At 62.2% G+C, this 19394-nt stretch carries 19 protein-coding genes; 4 read left to right on the forward strand and 15 right to left on the reverse strand.

Going from position 1 to position 19394, the window contains the following annotated elements; genetic code table 11:
• Positions 1-46: 46 nt before the first annotated feature.
• The 7 genes from ACIQTW_RS12870 to ACIQTW_RS12900 form a co-directional block, all read right to left on the reverse strand.
• A complete protein-coding gene (locus ACIQTW_RS12870) occupies positions 47-265 on the reverse strand; it encodes a hypothetical protein (protein ID WP_402937304.1) in 219 nt (72 codons plus the stop codon).
• Positions 266-295: 30 nt separating this feature from the next.
• Entirely contained in the window at positions 296-856 is a 561-nt protein-coding gene (locus ACIQTW_RS12875; RefSeq protein WP_402937305.1) for a hypothetical protein, read from the reverse strand.
• Positions 853-1422: a DUF402 domain-containing protein gene (locus tag ACIQTW_RS12880; RefSeq protein WP_402937306.1), complete on the reverse strand. Its 570-nt coding sequence runs from the start codon at positions 1420-1422 to the stop codon at positions 853-855. The genes ACIQTW_RS12875 and ACIQTW_RS12880 overlap by 4 nt, the downstream gene beginning before the upstream one ends.
• Entirely contained in the window at positions 1419-3392 is a 1974-nt protein-coding gene (gene dxs / locus ACIQTW_RS12885; protein ID WP_402937308.1) for a 1-deoxy-D-xylulose-5-phosphate synthase, read from the reverse strand. Before dxs ends, ACIQTW_RS12880 begins: the two co-directional genes overlap by 4 nt.
• Positions 3393-3577: 185 nt before the next feature.
• Positions 3578-6385: an aconitate hydratase AcnA gene (acnA, locus tag ACIQTW_RS12890; protein ID WP_402937310.1), complete on the reverse strand. Its 2808-nt coding sequence runs from the start codon at positions 6383-6385 to the stop codon at positions 3578-3580.
• Between the two features lie 243 nt (positions 6386-6628).
• Positions 6629-7996 carry a class I SAM-dependent RNA methyltransferase gene (locus ACIQTW_RS12895; protein ID WP_402937312.1) on the reverse strand — a complete coding sequence of 456 codons (1368 nt, stop codon included), beginning with the start codon at positions 7994-7996 and terminating at the stop codon, positions 6629-6631.
• Positions 7993-9969: an APC family permease gene (locus tag ACIQTW_RS12900; protein ID WP_402937314.1), complete on the reverse strand. Its 1977-nt coding sequence runs from the start codon at positions 9967-9969 to the stop codon at positions 7993-7995. The genes ACIQTW_RS12895 and ACIQTW_RS12900 overlap by 4 nt, the downstream gene beginning before the upstream one ends.
• Positions 9970-10083: 114 nt before the next feature.
• On the opposite strand from ACIQTW_RS12900, the gene ACIQTW_RS12905 reads away from it, so the two are divergent.
• Both ACIQTW_RS12905 and ACIQTW_RS12910 read left to right on the forward strand, forming a co-directional pair.
• Complete coding sequence (locus ACIQTW_RS12905) at positions 10084-10755, forward strand: TrkA family potassium uptake protein (RefSeq protein ID WP_091466734.1); 672 nt, start codon at positions 10084-10086, stop codon at positions 10753-10755.
• Positions 10755-11492, forward strand: coding sequence for a potassium channel family protein (locus tag ACIQTW_RS12910; protein WP_402937315.1), 738 nt, complete (start codon positions 10755-10757; stop codon positions 11490-11492). The genes ACIQTW_RS12905 and ACIQTW_RS12910 overlap by 1 nt, the downstream gene beginning before the upstream one ends.
• On the opposite strand, the gene ACIQTW_RS12915 is transcribed toward ACIQTW_RS12910, so the two are convergent.
• From ACIQTW_RS12915 to dut, 4 genes are all read right to left on the reverse strand, one after another.
• Positions 11459-12286 carry a DUF3159 domain-containing protein gene (locus tag ACIQTW_RS12915; RefSeq protein ID WP_402937317.1) on the reverse strand — a complete coding sequence of 276 codons (828 nt, stop codon included), beginning with the start codon at positions 12284-12286 and terminating at the stop codon, positions 11459-11461. The two genes, ACIQTW_RS12910 and ACIQTW_RS12915, sit on opposite strands and share 34 nt — an antisense overlap.
• Positions 12283-12543, reverse strand: a complete 261-nt coding sequence (locus ACIQTW_RS12920) for a hypothetical protein (protein WP_402937318.1) — start codon at positions 12541-12543, stop codon at positions 12283-12285. The genes ACIQTW_RS12915 and ACIQTW_RS12920 overlap by 4 nt, the downstream gene beginning before the upstream one ends.
• 103 nt (positions 12544-12646) lie before the next feature.
• Positions 12647-13405, reverse strand: coding sequence for a DUF3710 domain-containing protein (locus ACIQTW_RS12925; RefSeq protein ID WP_402937320.1), 759 nt, complete (start codon positions 13403-13405; stop codon positions 12647-12649).
• Between the two features lie 115 nt (positions 13406-13520).
• Positions 13521-14060, reverse strand: coding sequence for a dUTP diphosphatase (gene dut, locus ACIQTW_RS12930; protein WP_402937322.1), 540 nt, complete (start codon positions 14058-14060; stop codon positions 13521-13523).
• Between the two features lie 85 nt (positions 14061-14145).
• On the opposite strand from dut, the gene ACIQTW_RS12935 reads away from it, so the two are divergent.
• Positions 14146-14643 (forward strand): DUF3093 domain-containing protein, encoded by a 498-nt coding sequence (locus tag ACIQTW_RS12935; RefSeq protein ID WP_402937323.1) that lies wholly within the window; start codon positions 14146-14148, stop codon positions 14641-14643.
• Positions 14644-14659: 16 nt separating this feature from the next.
• Here the strand turns inward: ACIQTW_RS12935 and ACIQTW_RS12940 are convergent, their stop codons facing one another.
• Positions 14660-14959 (reverse strand): DUF4193 domain-containing protein, encoded by a 300-nt coding sequence (locus tag ACIQTW_RS12940; protein ID WP_017198899.1) that lies wholly within the window; start codon positions 14957-14959, stop codon positions 14660-14662.
• A 316-nt stretch (positions 14960-15275) separates the two neighbouring features.
• On the opposite strand from ACIQTW_RS12940, the gene sepH reads away from it, so the two are divergent.
• The gene (gene sepH / locus ACIQTW_RS12945; RefSeq protein WP_402937325.1) at positions 15276-16619 is read left to right on the forward strand and encodes a septation protein SepH; all 1344 of its coding nucleotides are present in this window, start codon (positions 15276-15278) and stop codon (positions 16617-16619) included.
• A gap of 48 nt (positions 16620-16667) precedes the next feature.
• Here sepH and ACIQTW_RS12950 read toward each other — a convergent pair whose 3' ends face one another.
• The 3 genes from ACIQTW_RS12950 to ACIQTW_RS12960 are packed head-to-tail and all read right to left on the reverse strand — an operon-like array spanning position 16668 to position 19370.
• The gene (locus ACIQTW_RS12950; RefSeq protein ID WP_402937327.1) at positions 16668-17426 is read right to left on the reverse strand and encodes a thymidine kinase; all 759 of its coding nucleotides are present in this window, start codon (positions 17424-17426) and stop codon (positions 16668-16670) included.
• Positions 17419-18648 carry an alkaline phosphatase family protein gene (locus tag ACIQTW_RS12955; RefSeq protein WP_402937328.1) on the reverse strand — a complete coding sequence of 410 codons (1230 nt, stop codon included), beginning with the start codon at positions 18646-18648 and terminating at the stop codon, positions 17419-17421. Before ACIQTW_RS12955 ends, ACIQTW_RS12950 begins: the two co-directional genes overlap by 8 nt.
• Complete coding sequence (locus tag ACIQTW_RS12960) at positions 18645-19370, reverse strand: DUF5998 family protein (RefSeq protein ID WP_017198895.1); 726 nt, start codon at positions 19368-19370, stop codon at positions 18645-18647. The genes ACIQTW_RS12955 and ACIQTW_RS12960 overlap by 4 nt, the downstream gene beginning before the upstream one ends.
• Between the last annotated feature and the right edge of the window lie 24 nt (positions 19371-19394).

Raw genomic sequence — 19394 nt, forward strand, 5'->3', positions numbered from 1 at the left:
GGGCGCGGGGACCAGGTGGTCACCCCAGGCAACAAAGCACCCCAAACTAACGGGTGCCGTAAGAGATGCCCGATTCCTCCATGGCATCCTCAAGCTGCGCTATGGCCACCGGGCCCATGCCGTGGAGCTTGGAAAGTTCCAGCTCGCCGAACTCGGCCAGTTGCTCCAGCGTCTCTATCCCTTCATGGGCCAGGGCCCGTTTCGCCGGCGCAGCGAGACCTTTGGGCAGCGGCGTATGTCCGGGCCAGTTGCTCTTGGACGACATGGAGATCCCTCCTGATGCGTTGGGTGCTACTTAGAGAGTAAAGCCCGCGCCCTGCTTGGGCGAGTGCTTCACCCGGAATGCGGTGGGGTCGCTGTGCGGCGCTGCTGCAACAGTGAGCTTGGTGAAGTCCAGATCCTCACCACGGACACAGATCTTGATGGCATTCACGGCTTTATTGACGTCCGGGCAGAGACAGAAAATGTTCAAATGGCCGTTGCCAATTTCCGAACGGTCCACCACGCCCAACCCACGCCACGCCAGCTCACCGGTGAGGGCGGCTTTGGCTTTCCGCTCAAGATGCCGGTCACGTTCGGTGCCGTCCTTGGTCTTCAATGCAATTTGGGCAACTACCCAGAACTGTTCGGTTTCGGGAATCTCGGCATAACCGTCTTCCTCGCACTGCGCGGCAAAGGCGGCCATCAGGCCTTCCACGGCAGATTCATCGTCAACGTTTGCTTCGTCGGTCTTGCTTTGGTGGCCCACTACGCCGTGGTTGACCACGAACTGCTGGTCTTCGTCGTCGTACCAAGCCTCCCGGAAGTGAAGTACTCCTTCGTCGTCGCGCTTGTACGCACGGATGATGCCGCTCATGATCGTCCTTTCCTGAACCACTCGGCGCTGGTGCTGGTGGCTCCATTGACGTCGAAAGGTGCTTTCATGGTGTCCACTGCCTCGAAAAGGGCTGCGCATTCTGCGCGCATTGCGTCCACCGTCTGTTGCGGATAGCCCATGGCCATCCGATGATGCTCAAACTCGTCTTCGTCGTCCACGAACACCCCGTGCTTGGTGGAACGGATGACATCCAAATCCATGTCGATCATGTGGAACTCTGTTACACCGGGCTTGAGGGGGTTCCAAGCGTGGGCTGTGGCGAGGTCGACGTAGATCCGAAAGTCGCCCGGATAGCTGTCGTCGTAGAACGTGGCCACAAACTCGCCGGTCCGCGGGACCAACAAGACGGCGTCTGATGCCGTATAGAACGCTGCGCCCGGGCGTGCGCAAAACTCCCCCGCTCCCTGAAATATCCACCAGCCGTGAATGTCCTCACCAAGGTAGCGGCCAGGCACCACCCAATGAGCTTTGCCGTCCCATTTCCTGTTCCTCGACACCACGAGGTCACCGGGCTGCAATGCGCCCGGCACGCGCTCGTCCGTCACAGGGTTGGCAGGCTGCCGGTGGTGGGGTGTTCCTGTCCCGGAAGGGGCCGGGCAAACGGGACCTTGGTCCCCAAAACCTGGGCGACGACGTCGTGGGTTATTTTCTGGGCGGTGAGGCCCACGCGTTCCAGGACCTGGCTGCGGGAGCCGTGTACAAGGAATTCAACCGGCAAGCCCACCTCGTTCAGGGCGGTGTCTACACCGGCAGCCCGCATTTCCTGCCGTATACGCGAGCCCACACCACCGGCACGGACGCCGTCTTCGATGCAGATCACCAAGCGGTGACGGGCGGCAAGGGCAATGATCGACTTCCGGACAGGAAGGACCCACCGGGGATCCACCACAGTGGAGCTGATGCCCTGGGCACCCAAGCGGGTTGCGACATCAAGTGCGAGTTCGGACATGGCGCCGACGCTGACAATCAACACATCGTTCTCGGTGGAGCCTTCGGGGCGTCGCGCGAGGATGTCCACGCCGTCACGAAGCCTCTCGATAGCTTCAATTTCGGAACCGACGCTGCCCTTGGAGAACCGCACCACCGTTGGGGCATCGTTGATCGCTACCGCCTCACGCAGTTCTTCGCGGAGACGGGTGGCATCGCGGGGTGCAGCCAGATGGAGCCCGGGCACGATCTGGACCATCGCCATATCCCACATCCCGTGGTGGCTGGGTCCGTCCGGGCCCGTCACGCCGGCACGGTCCAAGACGATGGTGACACCGGCTTTGTGCAGTGCCACGTCCATGAGGAGCTGGTCAAAGGCGCGGTTCAAGAAGGTGGCGTAAACGGCCACCACAGGGTGAAGGCCACCGAATGCCATGCCTGCGGCGGACGTCAGTGCATGCTGCTCCGCAATGCCGACGTCGATCACCCGCTCCGGATGGCGCTCAGCGAACTTGTGCAATCCCACGGGGATGAGCATGGCGCCGGTGATGCCCACGATGTCGGGGCGCTCATCAGCAATATCCGCGATTTCTTCAGCGAATACCGAGGTCCAGGACCGGGCTCCAGGCATTTCGGTGGGCTCGCCCGTTTCAGGGTCGATGATTCCTACGGCGTGGAATTGGTCTGCTTCATTGGCGAGGGCGGGAGCATAGCCGTGGCCCTTTTCCGTCATAGCGTGAACGATGACAGGTCCGCCGTAAGCCTTGGCGGTGTTAAGCGCATGCTCCATGGCTTGGAGGTTATGCCCGTCAACCGGGCCGATGTACTTCATGCCAAGGTCCTCGAACATGCCCTGCGGGGCCCACCAGTCCTTGATGCCCTTCTTCATGGCATGCAAGCTCTTGTAGGTGAACTGACCGGCAGGGCCGCCGTCCTGGAGCTTCTTCTTCCACCAGTCCAGCATCCGCTCGTAGGCCGGGGTGGTGCGGAGGGAGTCGATGGTTGGACGCAATGACGCAAGGTAGTCAGCAAAACCGCCCACAGTGGGAGCATAAGAGCGACCATTGTCGTTGACAACGATCACGACGCGACGCCGTTTATCCGCGGCGATGTTGTTGATGGCTTCCCATGCCATTCCACCGGTGAGCGCGCCATCGCCAACAACGGCGACGACGAAGCGATCGCCCTCACCGGTCAACTGCCGGGCACGCGAAATGCCATCTGCCCAGGACAGGGACGAGGACGCATGCGAACTTTCCACGATGTCGTGCTCAGACTCCGCACGGTCCGGATAACCGGACAGCCCGCCTTGCTGGCGAAGCGTGGTGAAGTCCTGGCGTCCCGTGAGCAGCTTGTGCACATAGGACTGATGCCCGGTATCGAAGATGACGCTGTCCCGCGGCGACTCAAAGATCCGGTGGACAGCAAGCGTGAGTTCAACAACGCCCAGGTTGGGACCAAGATGTCCACCCGTTGCGGCTACGTTGGTGATCAGGAATTCCCTGATTTCGCCGGCCAGTTGTTCCAGCTCCGTGCCGGACAGTTTGGCCAGGTCCTGTGGATCCTTGACGGTTTCCAAAAGTCCCAACGGCCCTCCTTAGGGTGAATGACGTGCTTGTTAACTCTAGCGCGTGCCCGGACCCACGCGTTGCGCCGTGGTTCCGAGTCCTGGCTGGTCCTCCCGGCTGCTGCCGGGACGCCAACAGCCCCGGCTGGTCGGGCGACCAGCCGGGGCTGTCCGGCTTATGAATCAGCTGGAAACCAGCCGGTGCGCTATGCCGAGATCTGGCGCAGAACGTACTGCAGGATGCCACCGTTGCGGTAGTAGTCCGCTTCACCCGGGGTATCGATGCGCAGAACGGCGTCGAAGGACTTGGCGGTACCGTCTTCAGCCGTGGCCGTTACCTTGAGCGTCTTCGGCGTGGTGCCGTTGTTGAGCTCGGTGACGCCTTCCACTGCGAAGGTTTCCGTACCGGTCAGGCCCAGCGTTGCTGCGGACTCTCCGGCAGGGTACTGCAACGGAAGGACGCCCATGCCAATGAGGTTGGAGCGGTGAATGCGCTCGTAGCTTTCAGCGACGACGGCCTTGACGCCCAGGAGCGCAGTGCCCTTGGCCGCCCAGTCACGGGACGAACCGGAACCGTATTCCTTGCCTGCCAAGACAACCAGGGGCGTTCCTGCTGCCTGGTAGTTCTGGGCTGCGTCGTAAACGTAAGCCTGGGGCGCACCCTCCTGGCTAAAGTCTCGGGTGAAGCCACCTTCGACGTTGTCCAGGAGCTGGTTCTTGATGCGGATGTTGGCAAACGTACCGCGGATCATGACTTCGTGGTTGCCACGGCGTGAACCGTAGGAGTTGAAGTCCTTGCGCTCCACACCGTTGGCCAGGAGGTACTGGCCTGCAGGGGTGTCCGACTTGAAGGAACCGGCCGGGGAGATGTGGTCCGTGGTGACGGAATCGCCAAGCTTCAAGAGCACACGGGCGCCCGAGATGTCCTTGACGGGATCCGGCTGGGCCTTCATGCCCTCGAAGTATGGGGGCTTCCGCACGTAGGTGGAATCTTCGGCCCAGGCGAAGGTGTCACCGGCGGGCGTGTCGAGTGCCTTCCAGCGCTCGTCGCCGTCGAAGACGCCCTCGTAACCCTTGGCAAACATAGCCTCGTCGATGGAGGAGTCGATGACTTCCTGCACCTCGATGGGGTTCGGCCAGATGTCCTTGAGGAAGACCTCGTTGCCTTCGGAGTCGGTGCCCAGGGCGTCGGTGTCGAAGTCGAAGTCCATGGTGCCGGCCAGGGCGTAAGCGATGACCAGCGGCGGCGACGCCAGGTAGTTCATCTTCACGTCCGGGTTGATTCGGCCTTCGAAGTTGCGGTTGCCCGAGAGAACTGCGGTCACGGAGAGGTCGTTGGCTTGGATGGCCTCGGAGATTTCCGGCTCCAGCGGTCCGGAGTTACCGATGCAGGTGGCGCAGCCGTAACCCACGATGTAGAAGCCAAGCTTCTCCAGGTAAGGGGTCAGACCGGACTTTTCGTAGTAGTCCGTGACGACCTTCGAACCCGGGGCAACGGAGGTCTTGACCCACGGCTTGGAGGTCAGGCCCTTGTCCACGGCGTTGCGTGCAAGGAGGGCCGCAGCCAGCATGACGGACGGGTTGGACGTGTTGGTGCAGGATGTGATCGAAGCGATCGACACTGCACCGTGGTCCAGCTCGAACTCGCGGCCGTCGGCAGTGGTGACCTTGACCGGCGAAGAGGGGCGGCCATGCGCACCGTTTGCGGCGGATGCAACGCGTGCCGTCTCCGTGGTGTGCGAATCAGCATGCGTGAAGGACGGCGAGTCGGAAGCGGGGAAAGACTCATCCAAGGCCTCGTCCACGCTGCCGTCTTCGATGGCGACGTAGTTATGGATGTCCTTGCGGAACTGTTCCTTGGCATCAGTGAGCTCAATGCGGTCCTGGGGACGCTTGGGGCCTGAGATGGAAGGAACAACCGTGGACAGGTCCAGCTCGAGGAACTCGGAGAAACGCAGTTCACGGGACGGATCGTGCCAGAGGCCCTGTTCCTTGCTGTATGCCTCCACGAGGGCGACATTTGCTTCGGAGCGGCCGGTCAGGCGCAAGTAGTCCAAGGTGACTTCGTCGATCGGGAACATGGCAGCCGTGGAACCGAATTCCGGGCTCATGTTGCCGATGGTGGCGCGGTTGGCCAGCGGCACAGCGGCAACGCCTTCACCGTAGAACTCAACGAACTTGCCAACAACACCGTGCTTGCGCAGCATTTCGGTGATGGTCAGCACCACGTCAGTAGCGGTGGCGCCTGCGGGGATGCTGCCCTTGAGCTTGAAGCCCACAACGCGGGGAATCAGCATGGAGACGGGCTGGCCGAGCATTGCAGCTTCGGCTTCGATACCGCCAACGCCCCAACCCAGGATGCCCAGGCCGTTGACCATGGTGGTGTGCGAGTCGGTGCCAACACAGGTGTCGGGGTAGGCGCGGACAACACCGTCTACCTCGCGGGTCATGACCGTGCGTGCCAGGTACTCGATGTTGACCTGGTGGACGATGCCGGTTCCCGGGGGAACAACCTTGAAGTCATCGAATGCGGTCTGGCCCCAGCGAAGGAACTGGTAGCGCTCACCGTTGCGCTGGTATTCGATCTCCATGTTGCGCTCCAGTGCGCCGGAGTTTCCGAAGGCGTCGATCTGGACGGAGTGGTCGATGACCATTTCTGCAGGCGCCAACGGGTTGACGCGCTTGGGGTCACCGCCGAGCTCCTTGACGGCTTCACGCATGGTAGCCAGGTCCACGACGCAGGGAACGCCGGTGAAGTCCTGCATGATGACGCGGGCGGGGGTGAACTGGATTTCCGTGTCGGGCTCCGCATTGGGATCCCAACCGGCCAGGGCGCGGACATGGTCAGCCGTAATATTGGCGCCATCCTCAGTCCGCAGGAGGTTTTCAAGCAATACCTTAAGGCTGAACGGAAGGCTGTCTGCGCCCTCTACGGAGTTCAACCGGAAAATTTCATAGTCGGTGCCGGCTACATTCAGTACGCCTTTGGAACCGAAGCTGTCCACAGTGCTCATGGCAGGACTCCTCTCGCAACAGTTTCATCTTTGTCGCGTGGTTGGCCGCTAGCCAGTTAGGCGCACCTTACTTAGCCGGGCGGCATCTCTCGTGGTCACCCCGGTCCGCGGCGTTGAAGACCGCGGACCGGGGCTACTACAGCCATCGTAGTGGCATACTCCGGCGTTGCGTCACTGATCAGGCATCCCGTAGGAAACAGGCTGTTACTCCTTCTGCACCATGGACGCCGGGCCGCCTCCCGGCTAAGCGGCGGGGACGATCAGCCCTACCGTTTCCAGGTGATGCGTGTTCGGGTACAAATCGAAGGCGCGCAGCGACTCGAGTCGCCAACCACCTTGATGGAAGTAACCCAGATCACGCGCAAAGGATGCCGGATCACACGACACATAGGCGATTGCGCGTGGCCCGGTGGCCATCAGTTGCTTGACCACAGCCTTGCCGGCTCCGGCACGGGGTGGATCCAGCACCAGCGAGTCGAAGCTGCGGGAGCGTTGGTGCAGGACCCGCTCAACACGTCCCTGAACGATTTCCACCTGGGCTTCACCGTGCAGGTTTTTGCGGGCGTCGCGGCTGGTGCCCGGAGCGCCCTCCACGGAAAGTACCGAACCGGTCACTCCGACGGCGTCCGCCAAAGATGCCGTAAACAGGCCCGCACCGGCGTAGAGATCGGCAACTGCAGCGCCGGGCTGCAAGTACCCGCCGTTGGAAAGATAGCCCGTTACAGCGTCCACCAGCGTGTCCGGGGCGTCCTTATGGATCTGCCAAAAACCCTCACCGGTCACACGGTATTCATGCCCGGCCGCACTTTCCTGCACCCAGGTTCTCCCCCGCAGCTGCAGGACCTCGCCCTTGCTGGGATCGAAGCTCGCAACCGAGACGTCGTGCGGCAACTGCGACAGGATGCTGTGCAATCTCTTGGGGCTCGTGGATTCTTCCGGAGCCAGCAGGATCAGGGGCCGCGAACCGTTGGCGGGAACCGAGACCTCCACGCGGGCAATGCCGGACAAGTCAAGGTCCCACAGCTTCAGCTCGTTGACTCCCGCAAGCGCCAACGGCATCTCCTTGATGGGAAGCACAACGTCTGAACGGTGCGCATGCATCCCCAACCGGCCCTTTGGGGTCACCGCGAAGCTGGCGCGCGTACGCCAGCCGAGTCCGCCGTCGTGATTGTCTCCCACAGCTTCCACCTCTGTGGCCAGGTCCAAACCGGCAAGCCTCTTGAGCTGTTCGGCAAGCACCTCGGCCTTCAGGGCCCGTTGGCGCTGCAGGGAAATATGTCCGAGCTCGGCGCCGCCCACCGGCGGAGCCCCGCGGCTCCATGAGCCCAGCGAATCGGCCTGTTTCCAGAAGTGCGGAACGCGGTCCGGTGAAGCCTCAAGGACCTCGACGACGTCGGCACGCCAGAAGCGTGACGAGTCGCCGGAGTCAGTCAACCGGATACGGACCTTCTCCCCCGGGATCGCATGCCGGACGAAGATCACGCGCCCTTCGTGCCTGGCGACGAAGTGGCCTCCATGGGCTATGGGGCCAACGTCCACCACTAGTTCGGTGCCGGGCTCGCCTTGGCCTCCGCCGTGTTCTGCGTTATGGGAATTGTTGTGGGAGGTCATTGAGTATCCTGTAGTGCCTTTGCTTCTTCGGACGACTTCAGCTGCCACGGAACGCTGGCAACCATGACTCCGGGTTCGAAATGGAGCCTTGTCTTGATTCTGAGTGCTGTTTGGTTATGGACGAGTTGTTCCCACCATTTGCCCACTACATATTCGGGGATGTACACCACGATCAGGTCCCGCGGTGAGTCGCGGCGCATGTTCTTGATGTAGTCCATGATGGGTGTCACGGTCTCGCGGTAGGGACTGGCCAACACAGTCAAGGGAACGGGAATCTCCAGCTTCTCCCAATCCCTGACGGTCTGCGCTGTCTCCTCAGTGCTGATGTCCACCGTAACGGCATCCAAACGCGAGGGCCTGGAAGCCCGTGCGTAGGCCAGCGCCCGTAGGACCGGCTTCCGCACGTGTGAAACGAGGAGAACCGCGTGAACCCTGGTGGGAAGTGCACGGGGCGAGGAGTCCTCATCCACGGCCAATTCCTTGGCCACATTGTCATAGTGCGCGCGGATGCTCCACATGATGAGGAAGAGGACAAACATGGCCAGCAACGCTATCCAGGCGCCCTGCTCAAATTTGGTGATGAGGACGATGACGAGAACCAGCGCCGTCATGCCAAAACCCACCATGTTGATAGTGCGCGACTTGAAGATCCGGCGACGGACAGCTTTATCCCTGGCCAGTTTCAGCTCTCGCCCCCAGTGCCGGACCATGCCGAGCTGGCTGGCCGTAAAAGAGATGAAGACGCCCACAATGTACAGCTGGATCAACTTGGTGACATCTGCGTTGAACGCGAGAATCAGGACCAGCGCCCCGGCTGCCAACGCAAGGACGCCATTGCTGAATGCAAGCCTGTCACCGCGAGTGCGGAGTTGGCGTGGAAGGTAGCCGTCCTGGGCAAGGATCGAGCCCAGCACGGGGAAACCGTTGAAAGCTGTGTTGGAAGCGAACACCAGGATGATGCCGGTGGCCGCAACCACGATGTAGAAAAGGATGGAGCCGGAACCGAAAATGGTGTCTGCTATCTGGCTGATGGCAGGGGTCTGGATGTAGTCCTCCGGAAGCGGCTTGCCGTCCACCAGGAATTCCCGGGCCGGGTCCAGGACGATGTGGACCTTTGTGGCGTTAGCCAGATAAATGATGCCCGCAAGCATGGCCGAGGCAATAACGCCCAGAAGCAGCAGCGTGGTGGCGGCGTTCTTGCTCTTCGGCTTCTTGAAATTCGGCACCCCGTTGCTGATGGCTTCGACGCCGGTCAGCGCCGCCGCCCCCGATGAAAAGGCACGCAGAAGCAGGAAGGCCCCGGCCAGCCCCACCAAGCCCTCATCGAATCCGGGCTCAGGAACGATGGTGAAGTTGGCGGAAGGCGCCTCCCCCAAGGTTCCGGTGGCAGCCTGGAAGATGCCCACCGCGGTCATTCCAAGGATGGACGCCATAAAGATGTACGTAGGGACAGCGAATAGCGTCCCGGCTTCCTTGACCCCGCGAAGATTGACCAGAGCCAGGATGATCACGCCAATAGTGGCAATCATTGCCTGCTGGCCATGCAGAGCCGGGATGGCGGTGGTCAAGTATGTCGCTGCTGATGACATGGACACTGCAACAGTGAGTACGTAATCCACCAGCAGCGCAGAAGCGACCGTGAGACCGGCGTACTTGCCGAGGTTGACGTTGGCAATCTCGTAGTCGCCGCCGCCGGAGGGATAGGCGTGCACGTTCTGGCGGTAGGAAGCCACTACTGTGAGCAAAACCACCATGACGGCGAGGCCCACCAGCGGGGAGAATGCCACTGCGCTCACGCCCGCAAGGGCAAGCGTCAGGAGGATTTCGTCCGGGGCGTATGCCACCGAGGACAAAGCGTCCGAGGCGAAGACGGGCAAAGCGATGCGTTTGGGCAACAGGGTGTGGGATAGGCGGTCATTCCGGACTGGCCGGCCCACCAGCACCCGCTTCGCGGCATTCAAAATTGTCAGCACTCCGCAAAGCTACTCTGAATCCACAGGGATGTCATGACGGTTGTCGCCGGCTTACCCGCGCTGCACCGGTAAAGTCATACCGAGCGGGATGGACAACACACATAAGGAGACACGGTGGCTCACTTCGTGATCATGGGTTGCGGCCGTGTTGGCGCAACCCTGGCACACACTTTGGAGGATGCAGGCCACTCAGTGGCCATCATCGACCAGGACGAGCGGGCCTTCCGCCGGCTCCGCAACACCTTCACGGGTCGCAAAGTCACCGGGGTCGGCTTCGACCGGGACACCCTGAAGCAAGCAGGCGTGGAAGAGGCCTACGCCTTCGCCGCCGTTTCCAGCGGCGACAACTCCAACATCCTCGCCACACGCGTAGCCCGCGAAACATTCCATGTTGCCCATGTGGTGGCACGCATCTACGATCCCGGCCGCGCCGAGATCTACCAGCGGCTCGGCATCCCCACGGTCGCAGCCGTCCGCTGGAGTGCCGACCAGGTCCTGCGCCGAATACTCCCGGAGCAGCACCTCGCCGGTGACTATCGCGAGCCCTCCGGCCGCCTGGTACTGGCCGAAGTGGATCTGCACGAGGATTGGATCGGACACAGCATGGAGTCCATCGAGTCCGCCGCCGGAATCCGTATCGCGTACCTCACCAGGTTTGGTGAGGGCCTGTTGCCGCAAGCCGGCACCGCCTACCAGGAGGGTGATACCGTCCACGCGATGGTGAGCCTGGACAGAACCTCCGAGATCAGCCGGATTCTCGCCAAAGCACCCGCCAAGGAGTCTTAGTGAAAGTTGTCATTGTTGGCGCAGGCAGCGTCGGCTCGTCCATCGCGCGTGAACTACTCGCCCACAAACACGAGATTCTCCTCATTGATTTGAAGCCCGAAGTCATTGGGCGCAGCGGGCTTCGAGGTGCCCGCTGGCTGGTGGGCGACGCCTGCGAACTCAGCACCCTGCAGGACGCCAAACTCGAGGATGCCGACGTCGTGGTTTCTGCCACAGGTGACGACAAAGTGAATCTGGTGGTATCCCTGCTTGCCAAGACCGAATTCGGCGTGGGGCGGACCGTGGGGCGTGTCAACAACCCCAAAAACGACTGGATGTTCAATGACTCCTGGGGCGTAGACGTGGCCGTCAACACCCCGCAGCTCATGACGGCCCTCGTGGAAGAGGCTGTTGAGATTGGCGACATCGTGCGCCTGTTGACCCTGCAGACAGGGGTGGCCTCGATCGTGGAGTTCACTGTTCCGCATGATTCCCACGTCATTGGCAGCACGGTAGGCGGTATCGACTGGCCGGAAGACGCGACGTTGGTTGCCATCCTGCGCGACCACGCCCCCATCACTCCCACACGCGATGACGTGCTGGATGGCGGTGACGAGCTCTTCTTCGTCACCACCATCGCAGCCGAGGACGGCTTGAGGGCGCTGTTGTCGCCGGGTTCCGACGACGGCCAGGAACCCCGTGATGATGCTGCCGAAGCAGCCGATCAATCAGCTGAGGACGACGGTTTCGACGGCTGAGGTGTCGGCTCGCCAACAGCAGGCTTAGTGACAAGCCACGCCACCCAGAGACCCAGGATGTACAGCGGAGCTCCCATTAACAGCCTGGTGGTTGCCAACGCCGTCAGTCCCGGCTCTCCCATGAAGTACAACGGCACCTGAACCACCAGGCGGAGAGCAAGCACCGCCACTACGATCCACGTACCCAGGCTGTAGGCACGGAGCCTTTCGGCGTCCTTTCGCCACTCAAGTCCCTCGTTGCGCACGAAACCGAACAAAAGCCCCGCAACCGGCCACTTGAGCACGATGGAAAGCACCATGCCCGCGATATAAGCGATGTTGGTGAAGAATCCGAGGACGTAGAAATCCTCCGCCTTACCTGTGGTGTTGGCCAACCACGCAGAAATGCCCACGCCCACTACGCCGGCCAGCGCCTGCGTCAAGGGGCGCCGCTGGATCAGGCGGACCACGGTGAAGACGGCGGCGGTAGCCAACGCTGCGATAAGGGACAGTGTGAGATCGCGGGTGATGGTGAAGGCGACCAGGAAGACAAGTCCGGGAAGGATGCTCTCGGCGATACCTTGGACCCCGCCCGCTGACTTCAGCATGTCCACGTGCCCGGCGCTGTTCCGGTGAAGACCGGCTTTTTCGGCATAACCGGCAGCGAGGTCAGACACGCTGGGTGAGTCAGCACCGGGGCTGGCCGCACCAGGCTTGGCCGCACCGGGCTTGGCCTCTCCGGGCAGCGAAACTTCGTCCTGCGGGGGCGTCGGGCGCCCTGTGTCCTTCGGTTCTGATCCGTTGGCCACGGTCATAGGTGCTCCTGACGGGAAAGTATTTCGTATCGGGGATTGAACATGGCCGGAAGGCCATCCACCTGGGTCACCATGCCGTTCAAGCGAAGTTCCACGCCGGCTTCAATGCCGGGGACCCGCGTCCTGCCCAGCCAGATCACGCGGAGACGGTCATAGGGCTTTTTTGCTCCCCCGGAAGCGCGCTGGTCTGCCGACCTCAGGGTATCGACCACCACAGCGGAGAAGAACGGCTGTTCGCTGGGCGGCTGATGAGTCACAGACTCGATGAAACCGGTACAGACGGCCCTTCCCCGCGCAGGAAGGTCCCGAACTCCCTGCTCAGGGGGTCTCTGGCCGGAAGTTCCGCTGTACCCGGAGGAATCAACCAATCTGGGTAATCTCCGGCCCTCGCTCCGGCTGCTGCATTGCGGGCTCTTCCGGGGGAACGGCGCCTTGGGGAGCGCTGGCCTGGCCCGGTACCGCAGCATCCTTGGGCAGGCGCAGCTGCAGCAATTCGCGGGGAGGCATCGGATTGTCGCCACGGACCACCACAACCTTGCGGAACAGATCTTCCAAACCTGCTGCGGCATCACGCTCCAAGGCAGCCTGCCCGCCAAGGACACCTCGGAGGAACCATCGTGGCCCGTCCACGCCCATGAAGCGGGCGGCACGGAAGCCACGGCTGCCGTCAGTAGCTTCAGCGGGCAGTTTCGCCACAAGTTCCGTGCCGAAAGCTCCGGAAACCTCTTCGGTTTCACCGCCTTGGCTCGCTACGGACTGGTTGATCTGTTCACGGATCTCGTCCCAAAGACCTTCGGAACGCGGTGCCGCGAATGCTTGGAGCTGCAAGCTGGAACCATTGAGGTCCATGGTCACGGCGACCACGCGCTGAGTGGCTTCTTCCACCTCGAGCCGCAGCTGGAGACCTTCGGCCGGTTCGATCAGAAGGGCACCGAGGTCAACGTAGCCATCGCGGCTCTCGATCTCCTCTATGTCCAGGGGTCCTTTGCCAAGCCGGAAGTCACCGGGCGTGCCCGACCCGCCTGTTTCGGAATTCAGTGCCTCGGCACCCGACTCATCGACGGAACCGGCGGTTTCCGACCGCTCGTCCTTGGACTTCTTGCCGCGCCCAAAAAGCATTGGGTTTCTCCTTAGTAGTGGTCTATCCCCAAGTAAACCGCAACCACGTTAAACCGCGCTAAACCGCGCCAATGCGCCAGGGGTTGGTCTGCGGTACGCCGGGTTCAGTAGTTTCTTAGGCCTTCGGTACGTTGAAGCCGCCCGTGGATCCGAAGCCGCCGGTCCCCCGAATGGAATCGGACAGTTGGTCAACAGCCACGAACCGCGCGTATTCGACGCGCTGAATCACCATCTGTGCAATTCTATCGCCGCGCTTGAGGTCAATGGCATTTTTTTGGTCGGTGTTCAGAAGCGTGACTGCGATTTCACCACGGTAACCCGCGTCCACGGTGCCGGGAGCATTAACGACCGTAAGGCCATGCTTGGTGGCCAGCCCGGAACGGGGGTGGATCAGGGCCACAAATCCGTCGGGCAGCGCTATGGAGACGCCGGTTGGAACCAGTTTTCGTTCGCCCGGGGCAAGGTGCACGTCCTCCCGGGCGCGGAGATCGGCACCCGCGTCGCCAGGGTGGGCGTATGACGGAGCTTCCAACCCGGCGTCGAGCATTTTCAGCTGCACCTCCAAAGTGGGGGCGCCGTGCGCTGCCGTGCTTTCGCCATTATCCGCGACTGCGGAGGTTGCCTCTGTACTGAATACTGCGGTCTCGTTGCTCACAGTGGTTCATTCTACTGGGACCTGCCGGCACAAGCCCCGGCAGGCCCGGGCGAAGCCCCGTGCCAATGCCCGATAAGCTGGACCCATGCCTACGCCTGACCAGTCTTCCCCTGTGCCTGCCCGGAACACCCCTTCGGCCTCCGAGGTCCTGTACACCGAGAAGCTGTGGCCGTCCGTATGGATCTGGGTCGTGGTTGTGGGCCTCTCCGGCGCAGGCGTCCTGATGTTTGGTCCCATCAGCGCAGCCGCCGGCATCATCGCCGCCTTGGTGCTTCTGGCCATCATGACAATCATGCTGGTGCTCTCTACGCCAACCATTACTGTCACCACTGACACCGTCAGGGTGGGTCGTGCGAGCATCGATCGGAAATACGTAGGCTCCGTCCAGGCGTTCAAGAAGGGCGAGGCCACCGCTGAGCGGGGTCCACGCCTGAATGGACTCGCCTACATGTGCTTCCGCGGTTGGATCGATCCGGTGGTAAAGATTGAGATCACGGACCCCGCAGACAGGACCCCCTACTGGCTGGCATCCTCGCGCCGGCCTGATGAGTTCGTTTCGGCACTCACCACGCCACGGCTCTGACACCGGGACGCAGCGCTTAGCTTTCGCACTCGGTGCAGTACTGGTGCCCGTCCCGTTCGGCGGCGATCTGGGACCTGTGCTTCACCAGGAAGCAGTTGAAACACGTAAATTCGTCAGGCTGGGGCGGCATGACCTGAATGAGCAGCTCTTCGCCGGAAAGATCCGCGCCAGGCAACTCAAAGCCATCGGCAAGGTCGGTCTCATCGACGTCCACCGCGGAGGACTGCTTCCCCGACTGGCGCGTCTTAAGCTCTTCCAGCGAATCCTCGCTGACGTCTTCCTCGGTCTTTCGAGGGGCATCGTAGTCCGTAGCCATGGTCCTTCTTCGTCCTCCATATCTGTTCCGGTATACCTGTTGAGGGTTGGAAACCGGATCGCAGGAACCTCCCTGCCGCCGGCTTAAGGGTGCAAACGCCGGACGCCCCGAAGTTGTGCCCGATCTCGGCCAGATTGTCCTCCCACGGACCCGGAAAGTCCATAGACCCGCTTTTGCCGTGAAATCGGCTGAAAACCCTTCCGGAATGAACCGGCTTTCAGCGGAATATCACGGCACGCCCTTTGCCCTAGTAGGAAAAGCCCTCCGCGGGTGGCAGAGTTTCGAATGTCAGTTATGCCATGTGGTGGAGGGTGTTATGCAGGATCTACGACTGGTAGGCGTCCACGACGACGGCGGGCATCTGCTCTTGAGCGGCCCCGGTGGTGCGATGTTCCAGCTTCCGATCGACGAGGCCTTGAGGGCCGCGGCGAGCCGCACCCCTGCCCAGGTGGCCGCTCGTGCCTCCAACACGTCGATTTCCATGTCGCCCCGCGATATTCAGGCCCGGATCCGCAGCGGAGCCACGGCCATGGAAGTTGCAGAGCTTTCGGGTCTCCCCCTTGCCAACGTGCAACGCTATGAAGGCCCTGTGCTTGCAGAGCGTGAGTACGTAGTGCGACAAGCCCGAAACATCGAAGTTGCCTCCCCTGCTCCCGGGCATGACATCTACCGCTCCGCTTTTGGCGACAACCCGGCCACTCTTGGCGAAATGGTTGACTACCGGCTCTCAGCGCACGGCATCGATTCCTCCTCCGTGGATTGGGATTCATGGCGCCGCCCGGACGGTACCTGGACCGTCGTCGCACGCTTCGAAACTGTCCCCGGCGCTCACGGAAGCATCGGTGAAGAGCCGCCGGCCATGTGGACCTTTAGTCCCCAGCGCAAGTCGCTGCAGAATGCCAACCGTTGGGCCCAGCAACTCAGCGAACTCGAGCCAATGGATGGCCCGGTCCCGGCCCGCCGGCTTGCCGCCGTCTCGGACAGGCCGTTCGATTTCGAGACCGACGCCGAAATGGCGGCACGTGCGTCCGCGAAAGAATCCGACAGCCTGCTGGAAATGCTCCGTTCGCGGCGCGGCCAGCGCCTTGGCGTGGATGAAGACGGCGACGACGCCTTGGCCGTCCTTCTGAGCAACGTTCCCGCAGCGCATCCCCGCCCCGGGGAGGAAATAGACGAAGCTGAAGAACCCGGTGTACCGGATGTCGAAGCGGCGGCTCCTGCAGTCGAAGAGCACGCACGCAAAGACGGACGCCCTTCGATGATGTCCAGGCTCAGCCTGGCTCCGCGGCACTTCGAGTCGCACGACGACGGCGACGGCGACGACTCACTGAAGCTCCACAATGGCGTCAGCACAGACACACGTGAAATAACGGTGCTAGCCAGCCCGCTTCGACCTGTGACTTCCCTGGCAGGACGCAAGCCTGCAGGACTTGACGAACTCCTCGGCGGCAGCGGTAACCCGCAACCCCGCGCAGAGGACGAAGCCGACGTTGCGCAATCTTCCCACGACGCCCATCAGGACGAAGCGCCGGTAGAGAACCAGAAAGATGCTGACGTGCATAAGGATGTGGACGCCCCTGCCGAACGCCAGCCGTCCCGCCCCAAACGGTCCAGCATCCCGAGCTGGGACGAGATCGTTTTCGGGGCCCGAGGCGACTAGCCGCCGGCACAGGATGCTGCAGCTACGCGCAGCGGCCAGCTGCAACGGCTAGCCGCGCCTAAGGGCCCCTGCACCGGGCCAGAGGCAGGCATCGACGTCAAAAGGCAGCGGCTGGTCTGCGCCTGCCATCAAGTTCGCGCCATGCGCCGTGACGCGCCTCATGTAGTGGCGTCGGCACAACGTCTCGTAGCCCACTGCGTCAGCAGGACCGGCTTCTGCGGGTGGGGTCTCAAACAATGCGGCCTCCGTAGGCCCGGCGTCGTCGCCGCTGTTCTGCGGTGCGACGTCGCCCACCATCACCTGGTCACCCTCTACCACCATGATGCCGTTGACGGTACGGGCGTTCTGAGTTGCCCGGCGGCCGCACCAGCACAAAGCTTCGACCTGTAGGACCTGCACTTTGTCGGCGAGTTCAATGAGTCGCTGTGAGCCAGGGAATAATCTGGTCCGGAAGTCGGAGGTGATGCCGAACGCAAAGACGTCCACCTGCATCTCATCAACAACCCGTGCCAATTGCTCCACCTGGGTGGGCGAGTAGAACTGGGCCTCATCACAAATGAGGTAGTCCACCCGTAATCCGTTGGTTCGCCGGGCAACCACTTCGTCCCAGAAATCGGTGTCGCCCACAACCTCTACCGCGTCGGTTTGCAGGCCCAGCCTGCTGGAGATCGTTGAATCACCTGCTCGGTCGTTACAGCTGAACCGAACACCTCCGCGGCCGCGTGCGCGGTGGTTATGGTCCATTTGGAGGGCCAGTGTGGATTTGCCACAGTCCATGGTGCCTGAGAAAAAGACCAGCTCAGCCACGTTTGCCCTTCTTGCCGGCAGCGGCGAAGCACAGCAGGGGTACTTCGCGTTCGGCCTTGGTCAGTGAACCGTGCTGCCCCACAACCTCCAGGGATGCCGGGCGGGCCCTCCTCGTGTCATACAGGGCCAAGGTGTCACGTGCTGCGATCATGACGTCGCCGATGCGCGGAGCCACCTCAGGGCGCACTGCGCCAAACAAGCCTGCGTCCACGGCCTGCTCCCGAGTAAAGGCCCAGATCCGTTCGCCAAAGCGGTGACGCCACGCCTCAATCAGGGATTCCCGGTGGGCCGGAGTCGCGTCCGGCTCAAGATAGAGGTGCACCATGCGTGGCTCCCCGGCAGTGTGCCGGACCCCTGCAATCAGTGCTTCATCAGCGGAATAGTCGATCCTCTGCGATTCCGGGACGTCCAACATGCCGTGATCGCCGGTCACCAGAATGGTGGTGCCGGCAGGCAGCGTAGCGGAAAGTCTCTTGACCGTAGAGTCGAGTTCTTCGAGTTGGTGCTCCCACCGGTCCGACTGGCAGCCATAGCGGTGACCGGCTTTATCGAGCTCGTTGGCGTAAAAGTACATGAGGGAACGTCCACCTCGGGACATTGCCTCAGCGGCCGCAGCGGTCCTGGCATGCAGCGTGGTGCCGCCAACAAAGCGGCTTCCGCGGAGGGCAGCCTGAGTCATCGGGGAGTTTCCGAACTGAGGCAGGCTGACAGTCACGACGTCCAGCTCTCCGGCAAGTCGTTCAAAAACCGTGGCATGGGGCTGCCACTGCGCGGGATCCACCTGGGAATCCCAATTGCCCAGGAGGTTGACTACCTTGTCCTGATCGGGGTCGAGGACGTCGTAGCCCACCATTCCGTGCTGGCCCGCCGGTAAACCTGTGCCGAGGCTCGCGAGGGATGCCGCCGTGGTGCTGGGAAAGGCGGCGTCTATCCACGTGGGGACGTTGCGTTGTCCGCCGGCCACGACCGACCGGAGGAAGGGCGTGTGGGAGGACTTTTGCTTCAAGAGGCTACGGCCGAGCCCATCGGCAAGGACCACGCAGACACGCTGCGCTGACGGCAGCTGCAGGTGGTTGGTGAAGCCCGGCATGCCCAGGGATGAGGCCGCGCTCGTAAGGACTTCCGCTATGGACTTGCTTCCGAATAGCGGGGGTGATGGAAGGTCAGCGGCCGGGCTGGTCCCCGAAGACGTGCTCACCAGGTTCTGTGCGGTTTCCCTCAACGCTGGTGTCCGCGGCTAAGGCGGTTGCTGAAGACGCCCGAACGCGGCCTCGGTGCAGGGATGCTGGCATGTTGGGCCGGGGAGGGATTGCCCGTGTTAACCGCGCGTAGTGCACGGGCAAAAATTTTGGCGTCCTGGACCGCTTGCAGTCCGTCTGCCTCAGCGCTGATCCGCAGGACGATGTCTTCCTGGGCGATGGTTCCGCTGTAGCCATGATCGGCCTCGCACTGCGGATCCCCGCAGCTCGCCGGGCCCATGTCCAGGCGCTGCCCGCCGGACCAGGCTATGGACAAGGTCATCTCCCGGACAGGATCGGACGGCTTGTAGTCCTGGGGTTGTGAATACATGTAGCTCAAGACTACTGAGCGGATCTGGGCCACGGGTACCGACTCAGTGGAGACTTGGGCAACGATTTGCTCTCCGGCCTCATCCAACTGCTGGTCATCAACGTGGGTGATCACCAGCATGTCCTCCGTGAGCACCAGCACTGTGATGTGCCTGCGGACCTCGGCACGGTCGAAATGGGTCTCCAAGTGGACCAGGTGGGAGAGGCACTCCCGGCCATCCAAGGCGTCATCGACGACGTCGGCCACCAACCGTGGGTAGAACCCTGCCTGCTGCAGCGCCTGGTCCAGGCTCTGTCCCTGCGAGCTGTGATGATGGGAGGTGTGGTGCCCGGCGTTGGACGGACGGGATTGAGGCGTCGGAGACTGGGTGCTCATTCCCCCATTTTCACAGATCGCTTG

The organism is Paenarthrobacter sp. NPDC090517, from assembly GCF_044769165.1.
Taxonomy (GTDB): domain Bacteria; phylum Actinomycetota; class Actinomycetes; order Actinomycetales; family Micrococcaceae; genus Arthrobacter.

What these genes read in the sequence shown, in the direction of transcription:
- ACIQTW_RS12870 (WP_402937304.1), bottom strand. Translation starts at nt 265, where the DNA reads ATGTCGTCCAAGAGCAACTGGCCCGGACATACGCCGCTGCCCAAAGGT.
- ACIQTW_RS12935 (WP_402937323.1), top strand. Translation starts at nt 14,146, where the DNA reads ATGCCTACGCCTGACCAGTCTTCCCCTGTGCCTGCCCGGAACACCCCT.
- ACIQTW_RS12875 (WP_402937305.1), bottom strand. Translation starts at nt 856, where the DNA reads ATGAGCGGCATCATCCGTGCGTACAAGCGCGACGACGAAGGAGTACTT.
- ACIQTW_RS12895 (WP_402937312.1), bottom strand. Translation starts at nt 7,996, where the DNA reads ATGACCTCCCACAACAATTCCCATAACGCAGAACACGGCGGAGGCCAA.
- ACIQTW_RS12925 (WP_402937320.1), bottom strand. Translation starts at nt 13,405, where the DNA reads ATGCTTTTTGGGCGCGGCAAGAAGTCCAAGGACGAGCGGTCGGAAACC.
- ACIQTW_RS12915 (WP_402937317.1), bottom strand. Translation starts at nt 12,286, where the DNA reads ATGACCGTGGCCAACGGATCAGAACCGAAGGACACAGGGCGCCCGACG.
- acnA (WP_402937310.1), bottom strand. Translation starts at nt 6,385, where the DNA reads ATGAGCACTGTGGACAGCTTCGGTTCCAAAGGCGTACTGAATGTAGCC.
- ACIQTW_RS12940 (WP_017198899.1), bottom strand. Translation starts at nt 14,959, where the DNA reads ATGGCTACGGACTACGATGCCCCTCGAAAGACCGAGGAAGACGTCAGC.
- sepH (WP_402937325.1), top strand. Translation starts at nt 15,276, where the DNA reads ATGCAGGATCTACGACTGGTAGGCGTCCACGACGACGGCGGGCATCTG.
- ACIQTW_RS12960 (WP_017198895.1), bottom strand. Translation starts at nt 19,370, where the DNA reads ATGAGCACCCAGTCTCCGACGCCTCAATCCCGTCCGTCCAACGCCGGG.